We start from the raw sequence: 21,654 nt of genomic DNA on the forward strand, positions 1-21,654 counted from the left end.
AAATTTAATATGAGGAATGTTTAGGAGGATTATTTATCATGGCTTTATTACAAAAAACAAGAATTATTAACTCCATGCTGCAAGCTGCGGCAGGGAAACCGGTAAACTTCAAGGAAATGGCGGAGACGCTGCGGGATGTAATTGATTCCAATATTTTCGTTGTAAGCCGCAGAGGGAAACTCCTTGGGTATTCTATTAACCAGCAAATTGAAAATGATCGTATGAAAAAAATGCTTGAGGATCGTCAATTCCCTGAAGAATATACGAAAAATCTGTTTAATGTCCCTGAAACATCTTCTAACTTGGATATTAATAGTGAATATACTGCTTTCCCTGTTGAGAACAGAGACCTGTTTCAAGCTGGTTTAACAACAATTGTGCCGATCATCGGAGGCGGGGAAAGATTAGGAACACTTATTCTTTCACGTTTACAAGATCAATTCAATGACGATGACTTAATTCTAGCTGAATACGGCGCAACAGTTGTCGGAATGGAAATCCTAAGAGAAAAAGCAGAAGAAATTGAAGAGGAAGCAAGAAGCAAAGCTGTCGTACAAATGGCTATCAGCTCGCTTTCTTACAGTGAACTTGAAGCAATTGAGCACATTTTTGAGGAGCTTGACGGAAACGAAGGTCTTCTTGTTGCAAGTAAAATTGCTGACCGTGTCGGCATTACCCGTTCTGTTATTGTGAACGCACTCAGAAAGCTGGAGAGCGCCGGTGTTATCGAGTCTAGATCATTAGGAATGAAAGGTACTTATATCAAGGTACTAAACAACAAATTCCTAATTGAATTAGAAAATCTAAAATCTCATTAATCACAAAAAGAACCCTTTTTGAGGGTTCTTTTTTTATTTCAAATAAAGGAAATCAATAAGCTTTATTTCCTGGGTTTAAAGTCTTTCTATGTAATACTTTTAATAAATTTTGCATTTTTCTTCAAAAAGTTTCAAAAATGCCGAAAAGAAAGGAGAAAAAACAGAAATTCTGCTATTTTCAGGCTTATATCAAGGCGAGAAATGTAGTTCTAACAATCTAGGACTTTATACCTAGTTGCAAAATAGATAATTGTGAGGACATTTTTTTACACGAACTTCATAGACTTTATGCCTGTTATTTCTTACAATAAGCATATAGTTTTACAATTCTCGACAAGGATATTGAGGGTGAAAAAAACTGAAATGGAGGTAAGTGGATTTGAGCTTATTTTCTGGAACGATACAAAATCTTGAAAATGCCTTGAGCAGAGCGGATATTAAGCAAAAAGTCATAACTAATAATATCGCCAATATAGATACACCGAACTATAAGGCGAAAAAAGTCTCTTTCCAAAATTTATTAGATCAAGAATCCTCGCGTCTTGAAGCGATAAAAACAGACTATCGTCATGTTGATTTTTCTGATACTGATTCGAATTATTCAATTGTTGCGAGCGGAGATACATCGTATCAGCAAAACGGAAACAATGTTGATGTTGACAAAGAGATGACAGAATTGGCGCAAAATCAAATCAACTATCAAGCTTTGGTTGAAAGAATGAACGGTAAATTTAATTCGCTGAAGACCGTATTAACAGGAGGAAAATGATGACAGCTTTTCATAGCTTAAATGTTTCAGCATCGGCTTTAACAGCTCAGCGAGTCAGAATGGACGTTGTATCATCTAACTTAGCAAATATGGATACCACAAGAGCTAAGCAGGTGAATGGAGAGTGGGTGCCTTACAGAAGAAAAATGGTTTCCCTTCAGTCAAAAGGTGAATCGTTCTCTTCCATTCTCAATTCTCAAATGAGCGGAAGCGGGAATGCTGGAAACGGTGTGAAGGTTTCAAAAATTACGGAGGATGATTCGGATTTTAATCTTGTCTATGATCCGACAGACCCTGATGCAAACGCTGAAGGATATGTACAAAAGCCTAATGTTGATCCATTAAAGGAAATGGTTGATCTTGTCAGCAGCACTAGATCATACGAGGCGAATGTCACGGCGATGAATGCCACAAAGGGAATGCTGATGAAGGCGTTAGAAATCGGAAAGTAGGTGAATGAATGTGATTAATGCAATTTCTCCTTTTCAGGTTCAAAATACTCAAAACACTCAAAATGCAACAAATCAAGTAAACAATAGCCAAAAAACAGATTCTTCAAATCAAACAAGCTTTTCGGAGCTTTTAAAAAACTCTATTAGTTCGTTAAATGAGTCCCAAGTAGCTTCTGACAACATGACTAATGCCTTGGCTGCAGGAAAAGATGTAAATCTTGATGAGGTCATGATCGCTGCTCAAAAAGCTAGCATCTCTCTAACTGCAGCAACAGAGTTCCGCAATAAAGCTGTGGAAGCTTATCAGGAGATTATGAGAATGCAAATGTAGGGGGTCTGACGATTTAGAGAAAGAGTGGAATGACCGGGGGTTAACATGAATCGTACTCTAATGCAAATGAAAAACAAAACGAGTGAGTTTTGGAAAAATAGATCTAAATTACAAAAGATTTTAATGGTTAGTGCTTTAGCGGCAATTATTATTATTGGAATTATTATTAGTGTTTTTGCTTCAAATTCTAAAATGGCGCCGCTGTACAAAGATTTGTCTGCCGAAGAAGCAGGACAAATCAAAGAAGAATTGGATGCAAAAAAAGTGCCAAACGAACTTTCGAATGGCGGTACAGTGATTAGTGTTCCGGAGGATCAGGTTGATTCTTTGAAAGTGCAGATGGCTGCAGAAGGACTTCCTAAAACCGGATCAATTGATTATTCATTTTTTGGACAGAATGCCGGCTTTGGTTTGACAGACAATGAGTTTGATATGGTGAAAGTAAAAGCTACACAGACAGAACTGTCAAACTTGATCAATGAAATGGACGGTATTAAAAGTTCAAAAGTAATGATTAATCTCCCGAAAGACGCGGTGTTTGTCGGTGAAGAGCAATCTGCAGCATCTGCATCAATCGTTTTGCAGATTCAACCGGGTTATACACTTGATCAAAGCCAAATCAACGGATTATATCATCTGGTATCTAAAAGCGTGCCGAATCTAAAAGAAGATAACATCGTCATCATGGATCAAAATTCTACATACTACGACAAATCAGACAGCGATGCAGGGTCCTACGCGGATAGTTATTCTTCTCAGCAAGGAATTAAGTCTCAAGTTGAAAAAGACATTCAAAAACATGTACAGTCACTTCTTGGTACGATGATGGGCCAAGATAAAGTCGTTGTCTCCGTTACAGCAGACATTGATTTCACAAAAGAAAATCGGACAGAAGACATTGTCGAACCTGTGGATAAAGAAAACATGGAAGGCATTGCAGTCAGCGCTGAAAAGGTATCTGAAACATATCAGGGCGACGGTGCAGCCAACGGCGGAACTGCCGGAACCGGCGAGGAAGATGTAACAAATTATAAGGCTGACGGTGAAAATACCGAAAGCGGGAACTACGAAAAAAACAGCAACAAAATCAATTACGAGGTTAACCGAATTCATAAAGAAATCGCTGAAAGTCCTTATAAGGTCAGAGATTTAGGGATTCAAGTAATGGTAGAGCCGCCTGATGCCAAAAACACAGCGTCGCTATCAACTGAAAGACAAGATGATATACAAAAAATCCTTTCAACTGTAGTCAGAACATCTTTGGATAAAGATGAAACGCAAAACCAGAATTTATCTGATGCTGATATCAATAATAAGATTGTTGTCTCCGTACAGCCATTCGACGGAAAAGTCAATTTGGATACAAATACGGAAAAATCCTCAGGTATCCCGCTGTGGGCATATATTGTAGGCGGTGTTTTAATCGCAGCGATCATTGTTCTGATCATTATGCTTATCAGAAAGAAACGGGCGCAAGAGGATGAATTTGAGGAATATGAGTATGAGGTTCCTCAAGAACCAATCAATTTGCCTGATATCAACGAAGAGGAAAATGAAACAGCGGAATCAGTCAGACGAAAACAGCTTGAAAAGATGGCGAAAGACAAGCCGGAAGATTTTGCAAAACTGCTGAGAAGCTGGCTGGCCGAGGATTAGGAGGAATTAGAAATGGCGAGACGTGATCAAGATAAGCTTACAGGAAAACAAAAAGCAGCCATTCTCATGATTTCCTTGGGGTTAGATGTGTCAGCTTCTGTCTATAAGCACTTAACCGATGAAGAAATTGAAAGGCTTACTCTGGAAATATCAGGTGTTCGAAGCGTCGATCATCAAAAAAAGGATGAAATCATAGAAGAATTTCATAATATAGCCATTGCGCAAGATTATATTTCTCAAGGCGGTTTAAGCTATGCAAGACAAGTTCTGGAAAAGGCGCTTGGAGAGGATAAGGCGGAGAACATTCTAAACAGGCTGACTTCTTCTTTGCAGGTTAAACCATTTGATTTTGCCAGAAAAGCGGAGCCAGAACAAATTTTGAATTTTATCCAGCAAGAGCATCCGCAGACGATGGCGTTAATCTTGTCTTATTTAGATCCAGTGCAGGCCGGGCAAATTTTATCCGAGCTGAACCCTGAAGTGCAGGCTGAGGTTGCGAGAAGAATCGCGGTCATGGATAGAACGTCTCCAGAAATAATTAACGAGGTAGAACGGATTCTGGAACAAAAATTATCTTCTGCATTTACTCAGGATTATACACAAACAGGCGGAATTGAAGCTGTTGTGGAAGTGTTAAACGGGGTAGACAGAGGGACAGAGAAGACGATCTTGGATTCATTGGAAATTCAGGATCCCGATCTTGCTGAAGAGATTAAAAAGCGGATGTTTGTCTTCGAAGATATTGTCACACTTGATAACCGTGCAATTCAGAGAGTCATTCGCGATGTTGAGAACGACGATTTGCTCCTTTCATTAAAGGTTGCAAGCGAGGAAGTCAAAGAAATTGTGTTCAACAATATGTCACAGCGTATGGTTGAAACCTTCAAAGAAGAAATGGAATTTATGGGCCCTGTACGTTTGAAAGATGTAGAAGAAGCTCAATCGAGAATTGTAAGCATCGTCAGAAAGCTTGAAGAAGCCGGTGAAATTGTAATAGCAAGAGGCGGAGGGGATGATATTATTGTCTAATATCATTAAACAAGAATCATCTATTTCTCCACAAAAGGAAAAAAGAAAACTTTCTATACAAGAGGTGCGTATTGATCATTCTCACCTTTTGCAGGCTGAAGAGAACCCGGAGGCGCTTATGGACCGAGTGAAAGAGGAAGCTGACCGGATTTCTGAGCAGGCAAACAGTCATATAGAAAATATTCGCCGTCAAATTGAACAGGAGAAAAACGATTGGGCGGCTGAAAAACAGAAGCTTATTGAAGAAGCAAAAGCCGAGGGCTTTGAACAAGGAGTAGCGCTGGGCAAAGCTGAGGCAATGAAACAGTATGCAGAACTGATCGGCCAAGCAAACAGTATAACTGAAATGTCCAGAAAAGCTGTTGAGGACAAGCTTGAAGACGCTAATGAAGAAATCGTTGAGCTTGCCGTTGCCCTAGCAAAAAAAGTTTGGCAGCAAAAGTCTGATGATAAAGAGGCTTTCCTCCTGCTTGTACAACAGGTTATAAACGAAGTGAAGGAATATGACGATATATCAATTTATGTTGATCCATATTACTATGAGACAATCTTTCAGCAAAAAGATGAAATCCAGCAGCTTCTTTATAAAGAATGTCGGCTTGGCATATATGCTGATGAAAAAGCTCAAAAAGGAACCTGTTATATTGAAACTCCTTTTGGCAGGGTAGATGCGAGTGTTGACACACAATTGATGCAATTGAAAGATAAACTTCTGACAGCGCTGGAAGCAGGTGCAGCTGAATGAAGACACAGAGTCTGATAGATTGTATAGAAATGACAGACTCGTATAAACGGTACGGAAAAGTCAAGCGGGTCATCGGCCTGATGATTGAATCAAAAGGGCCAGCAAGCTCAATTGGCGACGTGTGCCTGATTTATGCAAAAGGACAATCTGGGAAAGTCATTAAAGCTGAGGTAGTCGGCTTCCAGGAAGAAAATATTTTGCTTATGCCTTATTTAGAGGCTGCGAGCATTGCACCTGGCAGCATTGTAGAAGCTACTGGGGAATCACTTCGGGTTAAAGTTGGAACCGGACTGATTGGACAAGTCATCGATGCTTTTGGAGAACCGCTTGACGGAAAACTTCTGCCTAAAGGGCTTTCGCCTGTATCAACGGAGCAATCACCGCCCAACCCGATGAAACGGCCGCCTATCCGTGAAAAGATGGGTGTTGGAGTCAGATCAATTGACAGCTTGCTGACAGTCGGTAAAGGCCAGCGGATTGGAATTTTTGCAGGTAGCGGTGTCGGAAAAAGCACCTTAATGGGGATGATCGCCAAACAGACAGAGGCTGACTTAAACGTCATTGCACTTGTCGGAGAACGCGGACGAGAGGTTCGGGAGTTTATTGAAAAAGATCTGGGGAAAGAGGGGCTGAAACGATCGATTGTAGTCGTTGCCACCTCAGACCAGCCAGCATTAATGAGATTGAAAGCGGCATATACAGCGACTGCAATTGCCGAGTATTTCCGAGATAAAGGCCAAAATGTCATGTTTATGATGGATTCTGTTACAAGGGTGGCAATGGCGCAGCGAGAGATTGGACTGGCTGCAGGAGAGCCTCCGACGACAAAAGGTTATACACCTTCAGTGTTCGCTATTTTACCTCGTTTACTAGAACGAACAGGTGCAAACGAGCATGGAACCATTACGGCATTTTATACAGTGTTGGTAGACGGGGATGACATGAATGAGCCGATTGCCGATACTGTACGCGGAATTTTAGACGGACATATTGTGTTGGACAGGGCGCTTGCCAATAAAGGCCAGTTTCCTGCAGTTAACGTACTAAAAAGCATCAGCAGGGTGATGACAAACATTTCAACAAAACAGCATCTGGATGCGGCAAATAAATTCCGTGAACTTTTATCGACATATCAAAATTCGGAAGATCTCATTAATATCGGAGCTTACAAAAGAGGATCATCCAGAGAAATTGATGAAGCGATACAATTTTATCCGCAGCTTATTCAATTTTTAAAGCAGGGAACAGACGAACCGGCTTTATTGGAAGAAAGCATTGCTGTATTAACTAGTTTGACAGGAAATGAGGAATAAACGTGGCTTATCAATTTAGATTCCAAAAGCTGCTGGAACTAAAAGAAAATGAAAAAGACCAATCCTTATCCGAGTATCAGCAATCAGTTTCTGAATTTGAAAACGTTGCTGAAAAATTATATGAGAATATGAGCAAAAAGGAATTGCTGGAACAAAATAAGGAAAAGAAATTAAAAAGCGGCATGAGTGTACAAGAAATGAGGCACTACCAACAATTTGTCTCAAATCTTGATAATACGATCTATCACTATCAAAAGCTTGTCATTATGAAAAGAAATCAAATGAATCAAAAACAAGAAATTTTGACAGAGAAAAACATTGAAGTGAAAAAGTTTGAAAAAATGCGTGAAAAACAGTTTAAAATGTTTGCTCTTGAAGATAAAGCTGCAGAAATGAAAGAAATGGACGATATTTCGATTAAGCAGTTTATGATTCAAGGCCATTAGGAGCGAATGTAATGTCCGGCAAAAAGAAAGAATCAGGTAAGTTCCGTTCGGTTTTGCTTATCATTATCCTCCCGCTGATGTTTCTATTAATCGCAGGGGGGATTGTTCTTTGGGCTGCTGGTATCAATGTCATAAAGCCGATACAGGATGCTGCGGCAAAAACGCCGGTTCTTAAAGAATTGGTCCCTGAAACCGAAAATAAAAAAGGCGCAGCATCAAGTAAGGATAGCAGTAATACGGCAGCTCTGGAAAAGACCATTAAGGATCAAAAAAGTGAAATCAGTATATTGAATAAAGATTTAGAAACAAGTAAATCAGAAATCGATAGGCTCAATCAAAAGATCCGTTCACTTGAAAAGACGGCTGAGGATCAAAAAAAGTCATCAGAAGATCATACTGAAGGATCAGCAGACTCGAAAGCTTCTTCTGAAAATGACAAAGTGATCAGTGTGTACAAAAGCATGGACAGCGGAAAGGCTGCTAAAATTATTGCCCAATTAAAGGAGCAAGAAGCACTGAAAATATTGAATGGCCTAAGCAAAAAGCAGCTTGCTGACATATTGGCGAAAATGACTCCTGAGCAAGCAGCAACCTATACAGAAAAAATTGCTGCCAGCCAAGAATAGGGGGAATGAAAGGTGAAGCTGCTTGAATTAGCCGGACCTTTGCTGCAAACCACAACGGGTTCTGCCGCTAAAAACATGAAAAGTAGCCAGGGAGTTTTTCAAAACTGGCTTATGTCTGAGGCTGGATTGAAGGAACTTTCAGAACAAGGAAAGGGTACTCCTAATTCCGAAGATCAGCTTTTAGCAGATGCGCTTAAAAAGATCGGTGAATGGCTAAATGCAAGTCCTGAAGATCAAGACAAACAAAATGCGGATCTTTTGCAAACATTAAGCAAACTGACAGGGAAGCAATTGGATGCGAATGCTCTGCAAATGTTGCAAAATCTTTTGCAAGCAGTTGAATCAAAAATGTCAGGCGGGACGGATCAATTGCTCACAGAAACGGAGAAAATCTTTTCAGAAGCTAAAACAGCTCTGAGTGCCAATGATTCTGCTTCTGACATTAATGGAGCACTGAAGTCTGATACAGAGCAATCAAATGAGGAAAATGAAGTATCCGAGCCTGCTAAAGAGCTTATCTATATCCAGATGTTCATTAGCCAGCTCGTAGAAGGGAATAAGCTGACTGATCGCGGGAATGGGAATGAAGCTCATGCCATTTACCAAAGTGGAGATCAATTCCTTTCTGCATTAGAAAAAAAGGGTGTATCTCAACAACTCATTCAGGATCTTAAACAGCAAATATTCACTAAAGCTGAGTCAAGTTCAAAACTTTACTCCATGACAGCGTCAGAGCTGAAAAGTTTTCAAAGCTTAATGGACCAAATGTCTATGCTTCCTCAAAAAGGGACCAAAGAATGGAGTCTAGCTGAAAGCCAGCTGAAAGCCTTCTTGTTATCGAAATCATCCGAATCATCACAAGACTTTGGGAAGCGTGTTCTCACACCGCTCTCGCAGAGTTCATCCAGCAAAAATGCATCGGATGTTTCTGGAAGTATTCAGCCTGTAGATAGTAAATCAGGACTCCAAATGCTGTTTTCGGGGTATCGGGGCATAGGAGGAGTTCAAACACTTGATCTGCAGCAGATGTCATCTGATATACCAAATGCCGAAACAAAAACGGTGGCTGATCAAGTGATTAATGCGTGGAAGCAGATGAAATATACGCCTTTCGGCAGATCGACGGGAAGTTTCACTATTCGGCTGAACCCTGAACATTTAGGATTTGTCACAATCAAGCTGACAAATGAAAATGGAATGTTTCAGAGTAAAATCATAGCATCTAGCCAATCAGCAAAAGAATTGCTTGAACAGCATCTTCCTCAGCTGAAGCAATCATTGCCGAATATGGCCGTCCAAATTGACCGTTTTACTCTTCCCGTCCAAAGCGGGGATCAGCCGATATACGGCCAGCTTGCTGATGAACAAAAACAGCAGCAAGAGGGGCAGAGACAGCAAAGACAGAAAAAGCAATCAAATGATTTTGGCGATCTGCTCGATGAAGTGTCGATGGTTGAAATGGAGGAAGAAGAATGACTTCTATAAGTTCAGAATATAAACTGCCTGAAAAAACGAACACTGTGTCGACGAACAACAGCAGCTTGGGGAAAGACGAGTTTTTAAAAATATTAATGACTCAAGTTCAAAACCAAGATCCGCTTAACCCGATTGACGATAAAGAATTTATCAGCCAGATGGCGACTTTTTCAAGCTTGGAGCAAATGATGAATCTGAATACGACAATGACTCAATTCGTTGAAAACCAAGATCCGTTTACAACGTATGTTGATTGGATGGGAAAAGAAGTATCTTGGACTGATGGTAAAAGTGCAACAGATAAAACAGGCACAGTAAGCTCTGTTAAACATTTTAAAGGAAATTATTATCTCGTTCTTGATGATGGGACCGAGATCAGTCCTGCGAATGTCATGTCTGTGGGACAATCATCTAAATAAAAACATCTGGGGGAATATATTATGTTACGTTCACTTTATTCTGGAATCAGCGGTATGAAGAACTTTCAAACAAAGCTTGACGTAATCGGTAACAACATTGCCAACGTAAATACAGTAGGATTCAAAAAGAGCCGTGTGACCTTTAAAGATATGGTAAGCCAAACCATTGCCGGCGGTTCTGCTGCTGGTGCAACAATCGGCGGAACAAACTCTAAGCAAATCGGTTTAGGTTCATCATCTGGCACAATTGATACAATTCATTCAACAAGCGCGACACAAAGCACAGGAAGAACACTTGATTTAGCAATTGACGGCGACGGTTACTTCCGAATTGATACAGGTGACGGGACAGCTTATACAAGAGCAGGGAACTTCTATTTAGATAATACTGGAACACTGGTTACAGGTGATGGCTACCATGTACTAAATATGAATGGCGGAACAATTAAAATTCCTACTGATGCTCAAAGCTTTAGCATTGGTTCTGATGGAAAGGTGTCAATTGTTGATGCTGAGGGGAAAACACAAGACGGGGGACAAATCGGGATTGTTACTTTTGCCAACAGTGATGGATTGGATAAAATCGGAAGCAACCTATACCGTGAATCTTTAAACTCTGGAACGGCCAGTGCAGCGAACCAGCCTGGTGACGGCGGAACTGGTGCTCTTAAATCAGGATTTCTCGAAATGTCTAACGTCGATTTAACTGACGAATTTACTGAAATGATCGTAGCCCAGCGCGGATTCCAATCAAACTCAAAAATTATTACAACATCTGATGAAATCCTTCAAGAACTGGTTAACCTTAAACGTTAAGGAGGGAGGGGAGGCGAGTAATCGCTTCTCCGCTGTTTTATGATTAAAGTAACCCGTTTGAACGGGCAGCCCTTTACACTGAATGCGCTATTTATTGAACAGATTGAATGTTTTCCGGATACTACAATTACTCTGTCAAATGGTAAGAAGTTTGTAGTAAAAGAAGATGAAGAAGCTGTTCTGGAAAAGATCGCAGCTTTCTACCGAAAAATACAAATATTTGCAATGGATCAAGGAATAGAGGAACCGGAATGAAGAAAAAGTTAATGATCATATTACTAATTATTCTTATCGTAATTGGTGCTCTCGGGGCGGCGGCTTATTTTGTTTTAGGCGGAAAGTCCGAAAAAAGTGAAGCGAAAAAAAGTATTGATGAAATCGTTGCGTCTTCTGTTGATGTAGAAGAGATCACAACAAATTTAAAGTCTGATAACATTATCCGTCTTGCTATTAAACTTGAAACTGATTCTGATAAATCAAAAGAAGAACTTGAGAAACGTGATTTCCAAGTGAAAGACGCTGTTATATCACTGCTGGCTGATACGAATGCTGATCAGATTGAGGGAGACAAGGGAAAAGAAACCTTTAAGAAGGAACTAAAAGATAAAATAAATAGCTACCTCCAAGAAGGAAAAGTAGAAAAAGTGTATATTACCTCCTTTAATCTGCAATAAAGCATAATTTGACAGAATACGGAGGTGAGGAAAATGTCAGGAGAAGTTCTCTCCCAAAATGAAATAGATGCACTGCTTTCTGCAATATCAACAGGTGAAATGGACGCTGAAGAGCTGAAAAAAGAAGAAAAAGAGAAGAAAGTCAAGGTTTATGATTTCAAACGTGCGCTGCGGTTTTCTAAGGATCAGATCCGCAGTTTAACGAGAATTCATGACAATTTTGCAAGACTTCTTACCACTCATTTTTCTGCTCAGCTCAGAACCTATATTCACATATCTGTCAGTTCTGTTGATCAGGTTCCGTATGAGGAATTTATCAGATCGATTCCAAACATGACGATTCTAAATCTATTTGATGTTCATCCGATGGAAGGAAGAATTATGATGGAGGTCAACCCCACGATAGCTTATACGATGATGGATCGAGTCATGGGCGGGATTGGAATCAGTCATAACAAGGTTGACAGTTTGACAGAAATTGAAACAAAAATCATTTCTAATTTATTTGAAAATGCACTGGGTAATTATAAAGAAGCTTGGCAGTCAATTGCTGATATTGAACCGGAAATGACTGAGTTTGAAGTGAATCCGCAATTTGTTCAGATGGTATCTCCTAATGAAACAGTCGTGGTGATCTCGCTCAATACTCAAATTGGTGAAATCAGCGGTGTCATTAATCTCTGTATCCCGCATATCGTACTCGAGCCGCTCATACCGAAGCTTTCAGTCCACTATTGGATGCAATCAGACCGAAATGAGCCCAAGCCTGAGGAAACAAAGTCGCTTGAAAAACGTATCATGACAGCACAAATACCTGTCGTGGCCGAGCTCGGCACATCTGAACTGACGATAGAAGAGTTTTTAAGTTTAGAAGTCGGAGACTGCATAACTTTGGACAAATCAGTCACGGATCCTCTTACTGTATTGGTCGGAGATAAGCCGAAATTTTTAGGACAAGCCGGCCGGGTGAATCGAAAACAGGCAGTGCAAATTTTAGATCACGACATAAGAGGTGAACAAGATGGAGAATAATAGATTATCTCAAGATGAGATTGACGCGCTTCTTAACGGTACTGGCAGCACGCTTGATGAGCCAGAGGTTCCGGAAGTAGATGACTTATCGGAAATGGAGCGTGATGCGATCGGTGAAATCGGTAATATTTCATTCGGCAGTTCTGCGACAGCACTGTCAACGCTTTTAAATCAAAAGGTCGATATTACGACTCCAAGCGTAACGGTCATTCCAAGAAGTAAAATCAGCGATGCGTTTCCTGAACCGTATGTAGCGATTGAAGTGAATTATACGGAGGGCTTCAGCGGAAGCAACCTGTTAGTCGTGGAACAAAGTGACGCGGCGATCATTGCTGACTTAATGATCGGGGGAGACGGAAAAGGTGCGGACCCTTCACTGGGTGAAATCCATTTAAGTGCTGTTCAAGAAGCAATGAACCAAATGATGGGATCGGCTGCCACATCAATGTCTACTGTATTCAGTAAAAAAATTGATATTTCGCCTCCTCGGGTTGAATTGCTGGATGTTACTGAAGAAAAGGGTACAGACCGTATTCCTGATGATGAAATGCTGGTGAAAGTTTCTTTCAACTTAAAGGTGGGAGAATTAATAGACTCCAGCATTATGCAGCTTTACCCATTGACATTTGCGAAAGATTTAATTTCAAGCCTTATGAACTCAGAAAGTGCAGAGAAAGAAGAAACGGTGCAGCCTGAAGTTACATACGAACAGCCGAAAGAGCCTGTGACGCCAGAGCCGCGTATTGAACCGAAGCAACAGCAGCAGCCGCCAAAAAGGCAGGGAACAGCAAAAAAAGCAGCGCCAGTTCAGGTTTCACCGGTGGAATTTTCCGCGTTTGATCCAAACGAAGCTGTACAAGCCCCTATTCATAATCTGGATATGCTTTTGGATATCCCGCTTTCGATTACTGTGGAGCTTGGCAGAACGAAGAGAAGCGTAAAAGAGATTTTAGAGCTTTCTGCCGGAAGTATTATCGAGCTTGATAAATTAGCCGGTGAGCCTGTAGATATTTTAGTTAATCAGCGTATCGTTGCCAAAGGCGAGGTCGTTGTCATTGAAGAAAACTTCGGAGTGAGAGTCACTGACATTTTAAGCCAGGCAGAGCGCATTAATAATTTAAAATAACGAAACACAAGGAGAGAGATAGATTATGGCACATAGAATTTTAATTGTAGATGACGCAGCATTTATGCGAATGATGATTAAAGATATTTTGGTTAAAAATGGTTTTGAAGTTGTGGCGGAAGCTGAAAATGGAGCACAAGCGGTAGAGAAATATAAAGAGCATTCACCTGACCTTGTTACTATGGATATCACGATGCCAGAAATGGATGGTATTACAGCATTAAAAGAAATTAAACAAATTGATGCGCAGGCAAGAATCATCATGTGTTCTGCTATGGGACAGCAATCAATGGTTATTGATGCCATTCAGGCCGGCGCTAAGGATTTCATTGTGAAACCTTTCCAGGCTGACCGTGTGCTTGAAGCAATCAACAAAACATTAAGTTAAAGGGTGTACGACTGTTGAAAAAGAGTCAATATTTTATTGTTTTTATTTGTTTTTTCGTTTTATTCAGTGTACATCCGATTGCTGCTGCCGCGGCAGACTCTGATAATTCAACTGTAAACGAATGGTTTCAAAAGAAAGATGAAAAAACTGCAGATAAGTCAGAACAAAAGAAAGAGAAAACAACAAAAACTGCTGATGAGACGGAGGGAGTGGCTGCTCCTTCTGTCTCAGCTTTTGATTTTGTAAAGATGATTTTCGCTTTACTGTTTGTTATCGCGCTGATTTACGGGCTGGTTAAGCTCATGAACAAAAGAAATCGGCTCCTAAAGCCTTTTCAATATGTTGAAAATATTGGCGGCACATCGGTCGGCCAGAACAGATCCATACAATTGATCAAGGTCGGAAAAAGTGTGCTCATCGTCGGTGTAGGAGAGACGATCCAGCTGCTGAAAGAAATTGAGGATGAAAAAGAGATTGAAGTCATTCTCAGTCAGCATGAAGAGGCAATGTCAAGCAAAATAGAGTGGCAAAAGTTTGTGAAGCCGCTTAAGAGTTCTGAACATCAGCCGCAGCAAAAACTGCCTTCATTTTCAAAAGCATTAAAAGAGCAACTTGAAGAGTTAAAACAAAACCGTTCTGAAGGAAAGAAGAAAGGCCCACGTCATCATGAATGAGTTTATAAATATTTTCAGTTCAAGCGATCCGGAAAACGTAAGTTCGACTGTTAAATTACTATTATTGTTAACTGTATTTTCAGTGGCGCCTGGAATATTGATTCTTATGACTTGTTTTACTCGCATCGTCATTGTTCTGTCATTTGTCAGAACTTCACTTGCGACGCAATCTATGCCCCCAAACCAGGTTCTAATCGGGCTTGCGCTGTTTTTAACATTTTTTATTATGGCTCCTACTTTTTCAGAAATTAATAAAGAAGCGCTGACCCCATTAATGGACAACAAAATCAGCTTGGATGAAGCGTATACGAAAGCTGAGGAACCGATTAAAGAATTTATGAGTAAACACACAAGGCAGAAGGATCTGGCGCTGTTTATGAATTACGCGAAAATGGATAAACCTGAATCATTAAAGGATATTCCGTTAACAACAATGGTTCCGGCTTTTGCCATATCGGAGCTTAAAACAGCATTTCAAATAGGTTTTATGATTTTTATCCCTTTTTTAATTATAGATATGGTAGTGGCGAGCGTCTTGATGTCAATGGGAATGATGATGCTGCCTCCAGTTATGATTTCTCTGCCCTTTAAAATATTACTTTTTGTTTTGGTAGACGGCTGGTATTTAATTGTGAAATCTTTGCTTCAGAGCTTTTAGGGTAGGTGCTAAACGTGAGTTCAGAATTTGTAATTTCTATGGCGGAAAAAGCCGTATACGTAACGCTGATGATCAGCGGGCCATTATTGGCTATTGCTTTACTGGTCGGTTTAATTGTCAGCATATTTCAGGCGACAACTCAAATCCAGGAACAGACTTTGGCGTTTATTCCGAAAATCGTGGCGGTTCTCCTGGCTCTCATTTTTTTTGGTCCGTGGATGCTGTCGACGATTCTTTCATTTACAACAGAGCTGTTTTCTAATTTAAATCGTTTTGCAGGGTAATGTAGAGATGAATTCAATTATTGACTTATTTCCTGCTTTTTTATTGGTTTTTATTAGAATCTCTGCTTTTTTTGTAACGATTCCGCTATTTGGACATCGAAATGTGCCAGCTGTTCATCGCATAGGTTTTGCTTTTTTTCTTGCGGTCATTTGTTTCAGCACCATTGATAAACCGCCCTCTTTGGAGATAGATGAGCACTATATGCTTTTGGCGTTTAAAGAAGCTTTGGTCGGCCTATGTCTGGGTTTAATTGCTTATATGATGATTGCCGCAGTGCAGATTGCCGGCTCGTTTATTGATTTTCAAATGGGATTTTCAATAGCAAACGTTATTGATCCGCAAACCGGTGCACAAAGTCCGTTGATTGGCCAGTTTATCTATACGATGGCACTTTTGTTTATGCTAAGTGTCAATGCCCACCATTTGTTGCTGGATGGTATTTACTACAGCTTTCAGTATATTTCAGTTGATCAGGCATTTCCGAATTTCGGCGATGAAAAGTTTGCCTATTTTATTGCGAAAAGCTTTAATGCAATGTTTATTATCGCTTTTCAAATGTCAGCGCCGGTTGTGGCCAGTTTGTTTCTAGTTGATTTAGCATTAGGTATCGTGGCTCGAACTGTTCCGCAGTTAAATGTATTTGTGGTCGGTCTGCCTTTAAAGATCGCTGTCAGTTTCATTATGCTCATTGTATGTATGTCCGTTATCTTCGTCGTTGTCCGGAATGTTTTCAGTTTAACGATTGAAACGATGCGGAATCTTTTAGCATTGGTCGGTGTTTCTTAATGAAGCTTAGAGTTGACCTGCAGTTTTTTGCGGGAGAGAAGACAGAAAAAGCCACTCCGAAAAAACGGAAGGATACGCGAAAAAAAGGGCAAGTAGCCAAAAGCTCGGATGTCAATACCGCCGTTTCTTTACTGGTAATATTCCTTTCGCTTATTGCAATTGGTCCGTATATGAGAGACAGGCTGCTGTCATTCATAGAAACATTTTATACCGAATCGCTCACAATGAAGCTCTCAGAATCAAATGTGCATACATTGTTTGTCAGCTTATTAAAGGATATGGGCATGATACTCGCACCGATCTTGCTTGTTGCTCTTGTTGCAGGAGTCGTAAGCAACTATATGCAGGTTGGGTTCTTATTTTCTGCTGAAGTGATACAGCCTAAGCTTGAAAAACTGGATCCGATCAAAGGCTTTAAACGAATATACAGTATGAGGGCGATTGTAGAGCTGATTAAATCAATTTTGAAAATCGTAGTCGTTGGTTTTGCGGCTTTTGCTGTGCTTTGGCTGCATTATGGAGAAATTCTCCGGCTTCCTCTCCTGACACCCGAAGAGGCACTTTCTTTCGTTTCAAAACTCACTTTGTGGATGGGACTAAGCGGTGCAGGTGCATTGTTGATTCTTGCTGGTCTCGACTATTTATATCAGAGATTTGACTATGAGAAAAATATCAAAATGTCAAAACAAGATATAAAAGATGAGTACAAAAAATCTGAAGGAGACCCGATTATCAAGTCTAAAATTAAACAAAGACAGCGGGAAATGGCGATGAGGCGGATGATGCAGGAAGTTCCAAAAGCAGATGTCATTATCACAAACCCGACTCACTATGCGATTGCTTTGAAATATGATGAAGAAAAAATGGACGCACCTTATATTGTTGCAAAAGGCGTCGACCACCTTGCGTTAAAAATCAGGAAAATTGCTAAAGAGCATGATGTCATGATGGTAGAAAACAGACCGCTTGCCCGTGCGTTATATGATCAGGTGGAAATTGACCAGGCAGTGCCGGAAGAATTTTTTAAAGTTTTAGCAGAAATTCTGGCTTACGTATATAAAACAAAACAAAAAGTATATTGAATTTTTCGATTTAAAAGGAGAGAAAAAACAGCATGTCAACAAGAGATTTATCCGTTTTAATAAGTGTTGTCCTCATTGTGGCGATGCTGGTGATTCCATTTCCTCCATGGCTGTTAAGTATTTTGATCATTATTAATATTTCTCTTGCGTTGATCGTGCTTCTCACCACAATGAATATGCAGGAAGCGCTTCAGTTTTCGATTTTTCCGTCACTGTTGCTGCTTTTGACCCTATTTCGTTTGGGCTTGAACGTCTCAACTACCCGTTCAATTCTTTCACACGGTGAAGGAGGTAAAGTCGTCGAGACTTTCGGAAATTTCGTTGTCGGCGGAAATGTATTAGTTGGACTCGTTGTATTTATCATCCTTATTATTATTCAGTTTATCGTCATTACAAAAGGTGCTGAACGTGTTTCCGAGGTTGCAGCAAGGTTTACGCTGGACGCAATGCCTGGGAAGCAGATGAGTATTGATGCTGATTTAAACGCAGGGATGATTACCGAACAGGAAGCGAAGCATCGCCGCGAAAAAGTGGCAAGAGAAGCAGACTTTTATGGAGCAATGGACGGTGCCAGTAAATTTGTAAAAGGTGACGCCATTGCCGGAATCATCATTGTGATGATCAATATTATTTTCGGAATCGTGATCGGGATGCTTCAGCAGGGCATGTCCATTCAAGAGGCTGCTTCACACTTTACGATGCTGACTGTAGGGGATGGAATTGTTTCGCAAATCCCGGCACTGTTAATTTCTACGGCTACGGGTATTGTGGTCACAAGAGCTGCCTCTGAAGGAAACTTAGGGCATGACATTACAGGCCAGCTGTTTGCGTATCCAAAGCTTTTATACGTCGCAGCAGCTACGATCATGCTTTTAGGTATTTTCACTCCGATCGGCATCCTTCTGACGGGGCCGCTTGCGGGATTGCTTGCTTTTGGCGCATATACACTATCTAAATCAGGTAAGGAAAAAGAAGAAGTGGATGAGATTCTTGAGGAAGAGGCTGAGGTGGACGAGCTTAAAAGCCCTGAAAGTGTTGTTCAGCTTCTGCATATAGATCCGATAGAATTTGAGTTTGGATATGGCCTGATACCGCTTGCTGATGCCAATCAAGGCGGTGATTTATTAGACCGAATTGTTATGATACGCCGTCAGTTGGCTTTGGAACTCGGGCTTGTCATTCCTGTCGTGCGAATCAGAGATAATATAGCGTTGCAGCCTAATGAATACCGATTGAAAATTAAAGGAAACGAAGTAGCAAAAGGCGAGTTGTTGCTTGATCATTATTTAGCGATGTCGCCTACTCCTGAGGACGATCTCATTGAAGGGATTGAAACAGTGGAGCCTTCATTCGGGCTGCCGGCTAAATGGATTAGCGAAGCGGTAAAGGATGAAGCCGACATGCTTGGTTATACAGTAGTTGATCCTGCATCAGTCGTTTCAACGCATATTACGGAGAAAATTAAGCAGCATGCCCACGAATTGATCGGAAGGCAGGAGACAAAACAGCTGATCGATCACTTGAAAGAATCGTATCCAGTCCTGGTTGAAGAGGTTACGCCGAATCCATTGTCTGTCGGTGATATTCAGAAAGTGCTTGCTAAGCTTTTAAAAGAAAAAGTTTCAATTCGAAACTTAGTAACGATTTTTGAAACACTTGCTGACTATGGGAAATTAACAACAGATTCTGATCTTTTGACAGAGTATACAAGACAAGCGCTTGCTAAACAAATTACAGCCCAGTTTGCCAAAGAAAATGAAGTGTTGAAGGTTGTTACTTGTTCGGGCCGTGTAGAAAAAGCAATAGCAGACGGTGTGCAGCAGACGGAACACGGGAACTATTTATCACTTGAACCAGATATTTCAGAAAGTATAGTGCGCTCTGTCGCCAAAGAAGCTGAACAGCTCTCATTACGTCAGGAAACCGCGATTCTTCTTTGCTCGCCGCCTGTCAGAATGTATGTGAAGCAGCTTCTGGAACGATACTTCCCTGATCTTCCGGTACTCTCTTATAACGAACTTGAGGCGAATGTTGAGGTACAAAGCATTGGAGTGGTGGATATTTAATGAAAATAAAAAAATTTACTGCTGCTTCAATGCAAGAAGCGGCACTTCTCATCAGAAAAGAGTTAGGTAATGAAGCGGTCATATTAAATTCGAAAAAAATTAAAAAGCGAAAATGGTTTGGCCTCGTCAACAAGCCTGCTGTTGAAGTAATCGCCGTATTGGATCAGGACTTTCTTGAGAAAAAAATGCCTCAGAAGGCAGCTGAACCGAAACAAACATTAAAAACTCCGGTCAGCAGTCTGAAAATAGAGGAGAGAACATATCCCCCTCAAATTCCGGCGCAACAGGAGCTTGGTGATTTTTCAGCATATCAATCTGTACTTCCTGAGCCGCTGCGAAAAGCAGAAAAGCTTTTGCAAGAAACAGGGATCAAAGAGTCTACGAAAACGAACACTCTGAAAAAATTGCTTCGCTTCTCTGTTGAAGCAGGCGGCTTGACTGAAGAAAATGTTGTCGGCAAACTTCAGGAAATACTATGCGATATGCTGCCCGCAGCAGACAAGTGGCAGGAGCCAATTCATTCAAAATATATCGTTCTCTTTGGTTCAACAGGGGCTGGTAAAACAACTACACTTGCTAAACTCGCAGCCATATCTATGCTTGAAAAACATAAAAAAATCGCTTTTATTACAACAGATACGTATCGTATTGCAGCTGTTGAACAGTTGAAAACATACGCTGAACTGCTGCAGGCTCCTCTGGAAGTTTGCTATACAAAAGAAGAATTTCAGCAGGCGAAGGAGTTATTTTCTGAGTATGATCATGTGTTTGTTGATACAGCCGGAAGAAACTTCAAGGACCCGCAATACATTGATGAACTGAAAGAAACGATTCCTTTTGAGAGCAGCATTCAGTCATTTCTTGTTTTATCCGCGACTGCAAAATATGAAGATATGAAGCATATTGTCAAACGGTTTTCATCCATCCCTGTCAATCAGTATATTTTTACGAAAATAGATGAAACGACTTCCTTAGGTTCTGTATTTAATATACTGGCAGAATCAAAAATAGGTGTCGGGTTTATGACAAACGGACAGAATGTGCCTGAGGATATACAGACTGTATCTCCACTTGGTTTTGTGAGGATGCTGTGCAGATGAACAGATATGACCAAGCAGCAACTTTACGGGCGAAAATGGAAAAACGTGAGCGCGTTCTGCCGATGGTTTATTCACAAAAAGCGAAGACACTTGCTGTCATCAGCGGCAAGGGCGGTGTCGGAAAATCCAATATTACCTTAAATATGGCACTTGCGCTGCAGGATAAAGGTAAGAAGGTGCTGCTCATCGACCTTGATATCGGGATGGGGAACATTGATATATTAATGGGAAATTCATCGTCTGCCACGATAATCGATGTTTTAACCGATCGTAAGCCTTTGCTGCAGTCATTATCCATTGGCCCAAAGGGTTTGCGGTATATATCAGGGGGAACCGGTCTGGATGTGATGTTTCAGCTCGATCAGAGAAAATGGACGTTTTTTGCCAATGAACTTTCTCATGCATTAAGCCAGTTCGATTATGTGCTGTTTGATATGGGAGCGGGCTTATCAAAAGATCAACTGCCTTTTATTTTATCAGCAGAAGATATTTTGATTATAACAACTCCCGAGCCGACGGCCATTATGGACGCATACAGCGCTGTCAAGCACTTGGTTTTGACAGAAAATAAGCTTTCAATGAAGGTGGCTGTCAATCGGTGCCGTGACCAAAAGGAAGGGCTTGACGCTTTTTCCCGCCTCTCCCGTACAATTCATATGTTTTTGGATGTTCAGGTTCAGTTTGCCGGTTCCGTTTCTGACGATGTGATCGTGAGCAAAGCGGTTGTCGAACAGGTTCCTTTTTTCATAAAAAGCCCTCAGGCAAAAGCCAGCCGGTCAGTCCGTATTTTAGCGGACGCCTTGTTTGAAAGAGAAGAAACGAGACACAAAGAAGACAAACAGACATTTATTGAGAAATTATCTTCTTTTTTAATGAGGAGGGCTTAA

26 protein-coding genes are annotated in these 21,654 nt (G+C 40.7%); all 26 read left to right on the forward strand.

Annotated features, from left to right (window positions below):
- Positions 1–38 precede the first annotated feature (38 nt).
- The 26 genes from codY to flhG all read left to right on the forward strand — a co-directional run bounded on the left by codY (position 39) and on the right by flhG (position 21,654).
- Positions 39–818, forward strand: a complete 780-nt coding sequence (codY, locus tag NSQ83_RS08900) for a GTP-sensing pleiotropic transcriptional regulator CodY (RefSeq protein WP_003220850.1) — start codon at positions 39–41, stop codon at positions 816–818.
- Positions 819–1,197: 379 nt separating this feature from the next.
- On the forward strand, positions 1,198–1,587 hold the full coding sequence (gene flgB / locus NSQ83_RS08905; protein ID WP_003245656.1) for a flagellar basal body rod protein FlgB: 390 nt from the start codon (positions 1,198–1,200) through the stop codon (positions 1,585–1,587).
- The gene (gene flgC / locus NSQ83_RS08910; RefSeq protein WP_003245521.1) at positions 1,587–2,039 is read left to right on the forward strand and encodes a flagellar basal body rod protein FlgC; all 453 of its coding nucleotides are present in this window, start codon (positions 1,587–1,589) and stop codon (positions 2,037–2,039) included. The genes flgB and flgC overlap by 1 nt, the downstream gene beginning before the upstream one ends.
- A gap of 10 nt (positions 2,040–2,049) precedes the next feature.
- Positions 2,050–2,370 carry a flagellar hook-basal body complex protein FliE gene (gene fliE, locus NSQ83_RS08915; protein ID WP_003238544.1) on the forward strand — a complete coding sequence of 107 codons (321 nt, stop codon included), beginning with the start codon at positions 2,050–2,052 and terminating at the stop codon, positions 2,368–2,370.
- Between the two features lie 45 nt (positions 2,371–2,415).
- The gene (gene fliF / locus NSQ83_RS08920; protein WP_051388163.1) at positions 2,416–4,026 is read left to right on the forward strand and encodes a flagellar basal-body MS-ring/collar protein FliF; all 1,611 of its coding nucleotides are present in this window, start codon (positions 2,416–2,418) and stop codon (positions 4,024–4,026) included.
- A 12-nt stretch (positions 4,027–4,038) separates the two neighbouring features.
- Complete coding sequence (gene fliG / locus NSQ83_RS08925) at positions 4,039–5,055, forward strand: flagellar motor switch protein FliG (RefSeq protein ID WP_003231981.1); 1,017 nt, start codon at positions 4,039–4,041, stop codon at positions 5,053–5,055.
- A complete protein-coding gene (fliH, locus tag NSQ83_RS08930; protein ID WP_198878776.1) occupies positions 5,048–5,800 on the forward strand; it encodes a flagellar assembly protein FliH in 753 nt (250 codons plus the stop codon). Before fliG ends, fliH begins: the two co-directional genes overlap by 8 nt.
- A complete protein-coding gene (gene fliI / locus NSQ83_RS08935) occupies positions 5,797–7,113 on the forward strand; it encodes a flagellar protein export ATPase FliI (RefSeq protein ID WP_198878777.1) in 1,317 nt (438 codons plus the stop codon). The genes fliH and fliI overlap by 4 nt, the downstream gene beginning before the upstream one ends.
- 2 nt (positions 7,114–7,115) lie before the next feature.
- Complete coding sequence (gene fliJ / locus NSQ83_RS08940; RefSeq protein ID WP_003231977.1) at positions 7,116–7,559, forward strand: flagellar export protein FliJ; 444 nt, start codon at positions 7,116–7,118, stop codon at positions 7,557–7,559.
- Between the two features lie 11 nt (positions 7,560–7,570).
- Positions 7,571–8,185, forward strand: coding sequence for a MotE family protein (locus tag NSQ83_RS08945; RefSeq protein WP_014479784.1), 615 nt, complete (start codon positions 7,571–7,573; stop codon positions 8,183–8,185).
- Between the two features lie 12 nt (positions 8,186–8,197).
- Positions 8,198–9,661, forward strand: coding sequence for a flagellar hook-length control protein FliK (locus NSQ83_RS08950; protein WP_198878778.1), 1,464 nt, complete (start codon positions 8,198–8,200; stop codon positions 9,659–9,661).
- Positions 9,658–10,080, forward strand: coding sequence for a flagellar hook assembly protein FlgD (flgD, locus tag NSQ83_RS08955; protein ID WP_003231970.1), 423 nt, complete (start codon positions 9,658–9,660; stop codon positions 10,078–10,080). The genes NSQ83_RS08950 and flgD overlap by 4 nt, the downstream gene beginning before the upstream one ends.
- 21 nt (positions 10,081–10,101) lie before the next feature.
- Positions 10,102–10,896 (forward strand): flagellar basal body rod protein FlgG, encoded by a 795-nt coding sequence (gene flgG / locus NSQ83_RS08960; RefSeq protein ID WP_003231968.1) that lies wholly within the window; start codon positions 10,102–10,104, stop codon positions 10,894–10,896.
- Between the two features lie 39 nt (positions 10,897–10,935).
- On the forward strand, positions 10,936–11,151 hold the full coding sequence (gene swrD, locus NSQ83_RS08965; RefSeq protein WP_003231966.1) for a swarming motility protein SwrD: 216 nt from the start codon (positions 10,936–10,938) through the stop codon (positions 11,149–11,151).
- A complete protein-coding gene (fliL, locus tag NSQ83_RS08970) occupies positions 11,148–11,570 on the forward strand; it encodes a flagellar basal body-associated protein FliL (protein ID WP_003231964.1) in 423 nt (140 codons plus the stop codon). The genes swrD and fliL overlap by 4 nt, the downstream gene beginning before the upstream one ends.
- Positions 11,571–11,603: 33 nt before the next feature.
- Positions 11,604–12,602 (forward strand): flagellar motor switch protein FliM, encoded by a 999-nt coding sequence (fliM, locus tag NSQ83_RS08975; RefSeq protein WP_003220879.1) that lies wholly within the window; start codon positions 11,604–11,606, stop codon positions 12,600–12,602.
- Positions 12,592–13,728, forward strand: coding sequence for a flagellar motor switch phosphatase FliY (gene fliY / locus NSQ83_RS08980; RefSeq protein ID WP_198878779.1), 1,137 nt, complete (start codon positions 12,592–12,594; stop codon positions 13,726–13,728). Before fliM ends, fliY begins: the two co-directional genes overlap by 11 nt.
- Positions 13,729–13,753: 25 nt before the next feature.
- Entirely contained in the window at positions 13,754–14,116 is a 363-nt protein-coding gene (gene cheY, locus NSQ83_RS08985; protein ID WP_014476812.1) for a chemotaxis protein CheY, read from the forward strand.
- Positions 14,117–14,130: 14 nt separating this feature from the next.
- A complete protein-coding gene (gene fliZ, locus NSQ83_RS08990; RefSeq protein ID WP_198878780.1) occupies positions 14,131–14,790 on the forward strand; it encodes a flagella biosynthesis regulatory protein FliZ in 660 nt (219 codons plus the stop codon).
- Positions 14,783–15,448: a flagellar type III secretion system pore protein FliP gene (gene fliP, locus NSQ83_RS08995; protein ID WP_003245692.1), complete on the forward strand. Its 666-nt coding sequence runs from the start codon at positions 14,783–14,785 to the stop codon at positions 15,446–15,448. Before fliZ ends, fliP begins: the two co-directional genes overlap by 8 nt.
- A gap of 14 nt (positions 15,449–15,462) precedes the next feature.
- Entirely contained in the window at positions 15,463–15,732 is a 270-nt protein-coding gene (gene fliQ, locus NSQ83_RS09000; RefSeq protein WP_003220888.1) for a flagellar biosynthesis protein FliQ, read from the forward strand.
- Between the two features lie 7 nt (positions 15,733–15,739).
- Complete coding sequence (gene fliR / locus NSQ83_RS09005) at positions 15,740–16,519, forward strand: flagellar biosynthetic protein FliR (RefSeq protein ID WP_003245510.1); 780 nt, start codon at positions 15,740–15,742, stop codon at positions 16,517–16,519.
- Positions 16,519–17,601, forward strand: a complete 1,083-nt coding sequence (flhB, locus tag NSQ83_RS09010) for a flagellar biosynthesis protein FlhB (RefSeq protein ID WP_003231949.1) — start codon at positions 16,519–16,521, stop codon at positions 17,599–17,601. The genes fliR and flhB overlap by 1 nt, the downstream gene beginning before the upstream one ends.
- Before the next feature lie 32 nt (positions 17,602–17,633).
- On the forward strand, positions 17,634–19,667 hold the full coding sequence (gene flhA / locus NSQ83_RS09015; protein ID WP_003231947.1) for a flagellar biosynthesis protein FlhA: 2,034 nt from the start codon (positions 17,634–17,636) through the stop codon (positions 19,665–19,667).
- A complete protein-coding gene (flhF, locus tag NSQ83_RS09020; RefSeq protein ID WP_198878781.1) occupies positions 19,667–20,767 on the forward strand; it encodes a flagellar biosynthesis protein FlhF in 1,101 nt (366 codons plus the stop codon). Before flhA ends, flhF begins: the two co-directional genes overlap by 1 nt.
- Entirely contained in the window at positions 20,758–21,654 is an 897-nt protein-coding gene (gene flhG, locus NSQ83_RS09025; RefSeq protein ID WP_198878782.1) for a flagellum location/number ATPase FlhG, read from the forward strand. The genes flhF and flhG overlap by 10 nt, the downstream gene beginning before the upstream one ends.

Source organism: Bacillus sp. PS217, assembly GCF_037963535.1.
Taxonomy (GTDB): Bacteria; Bacillota; Bacilli; order Bacillales; family Bacillaceae; genus Bacillus; species Bacillus subtilis.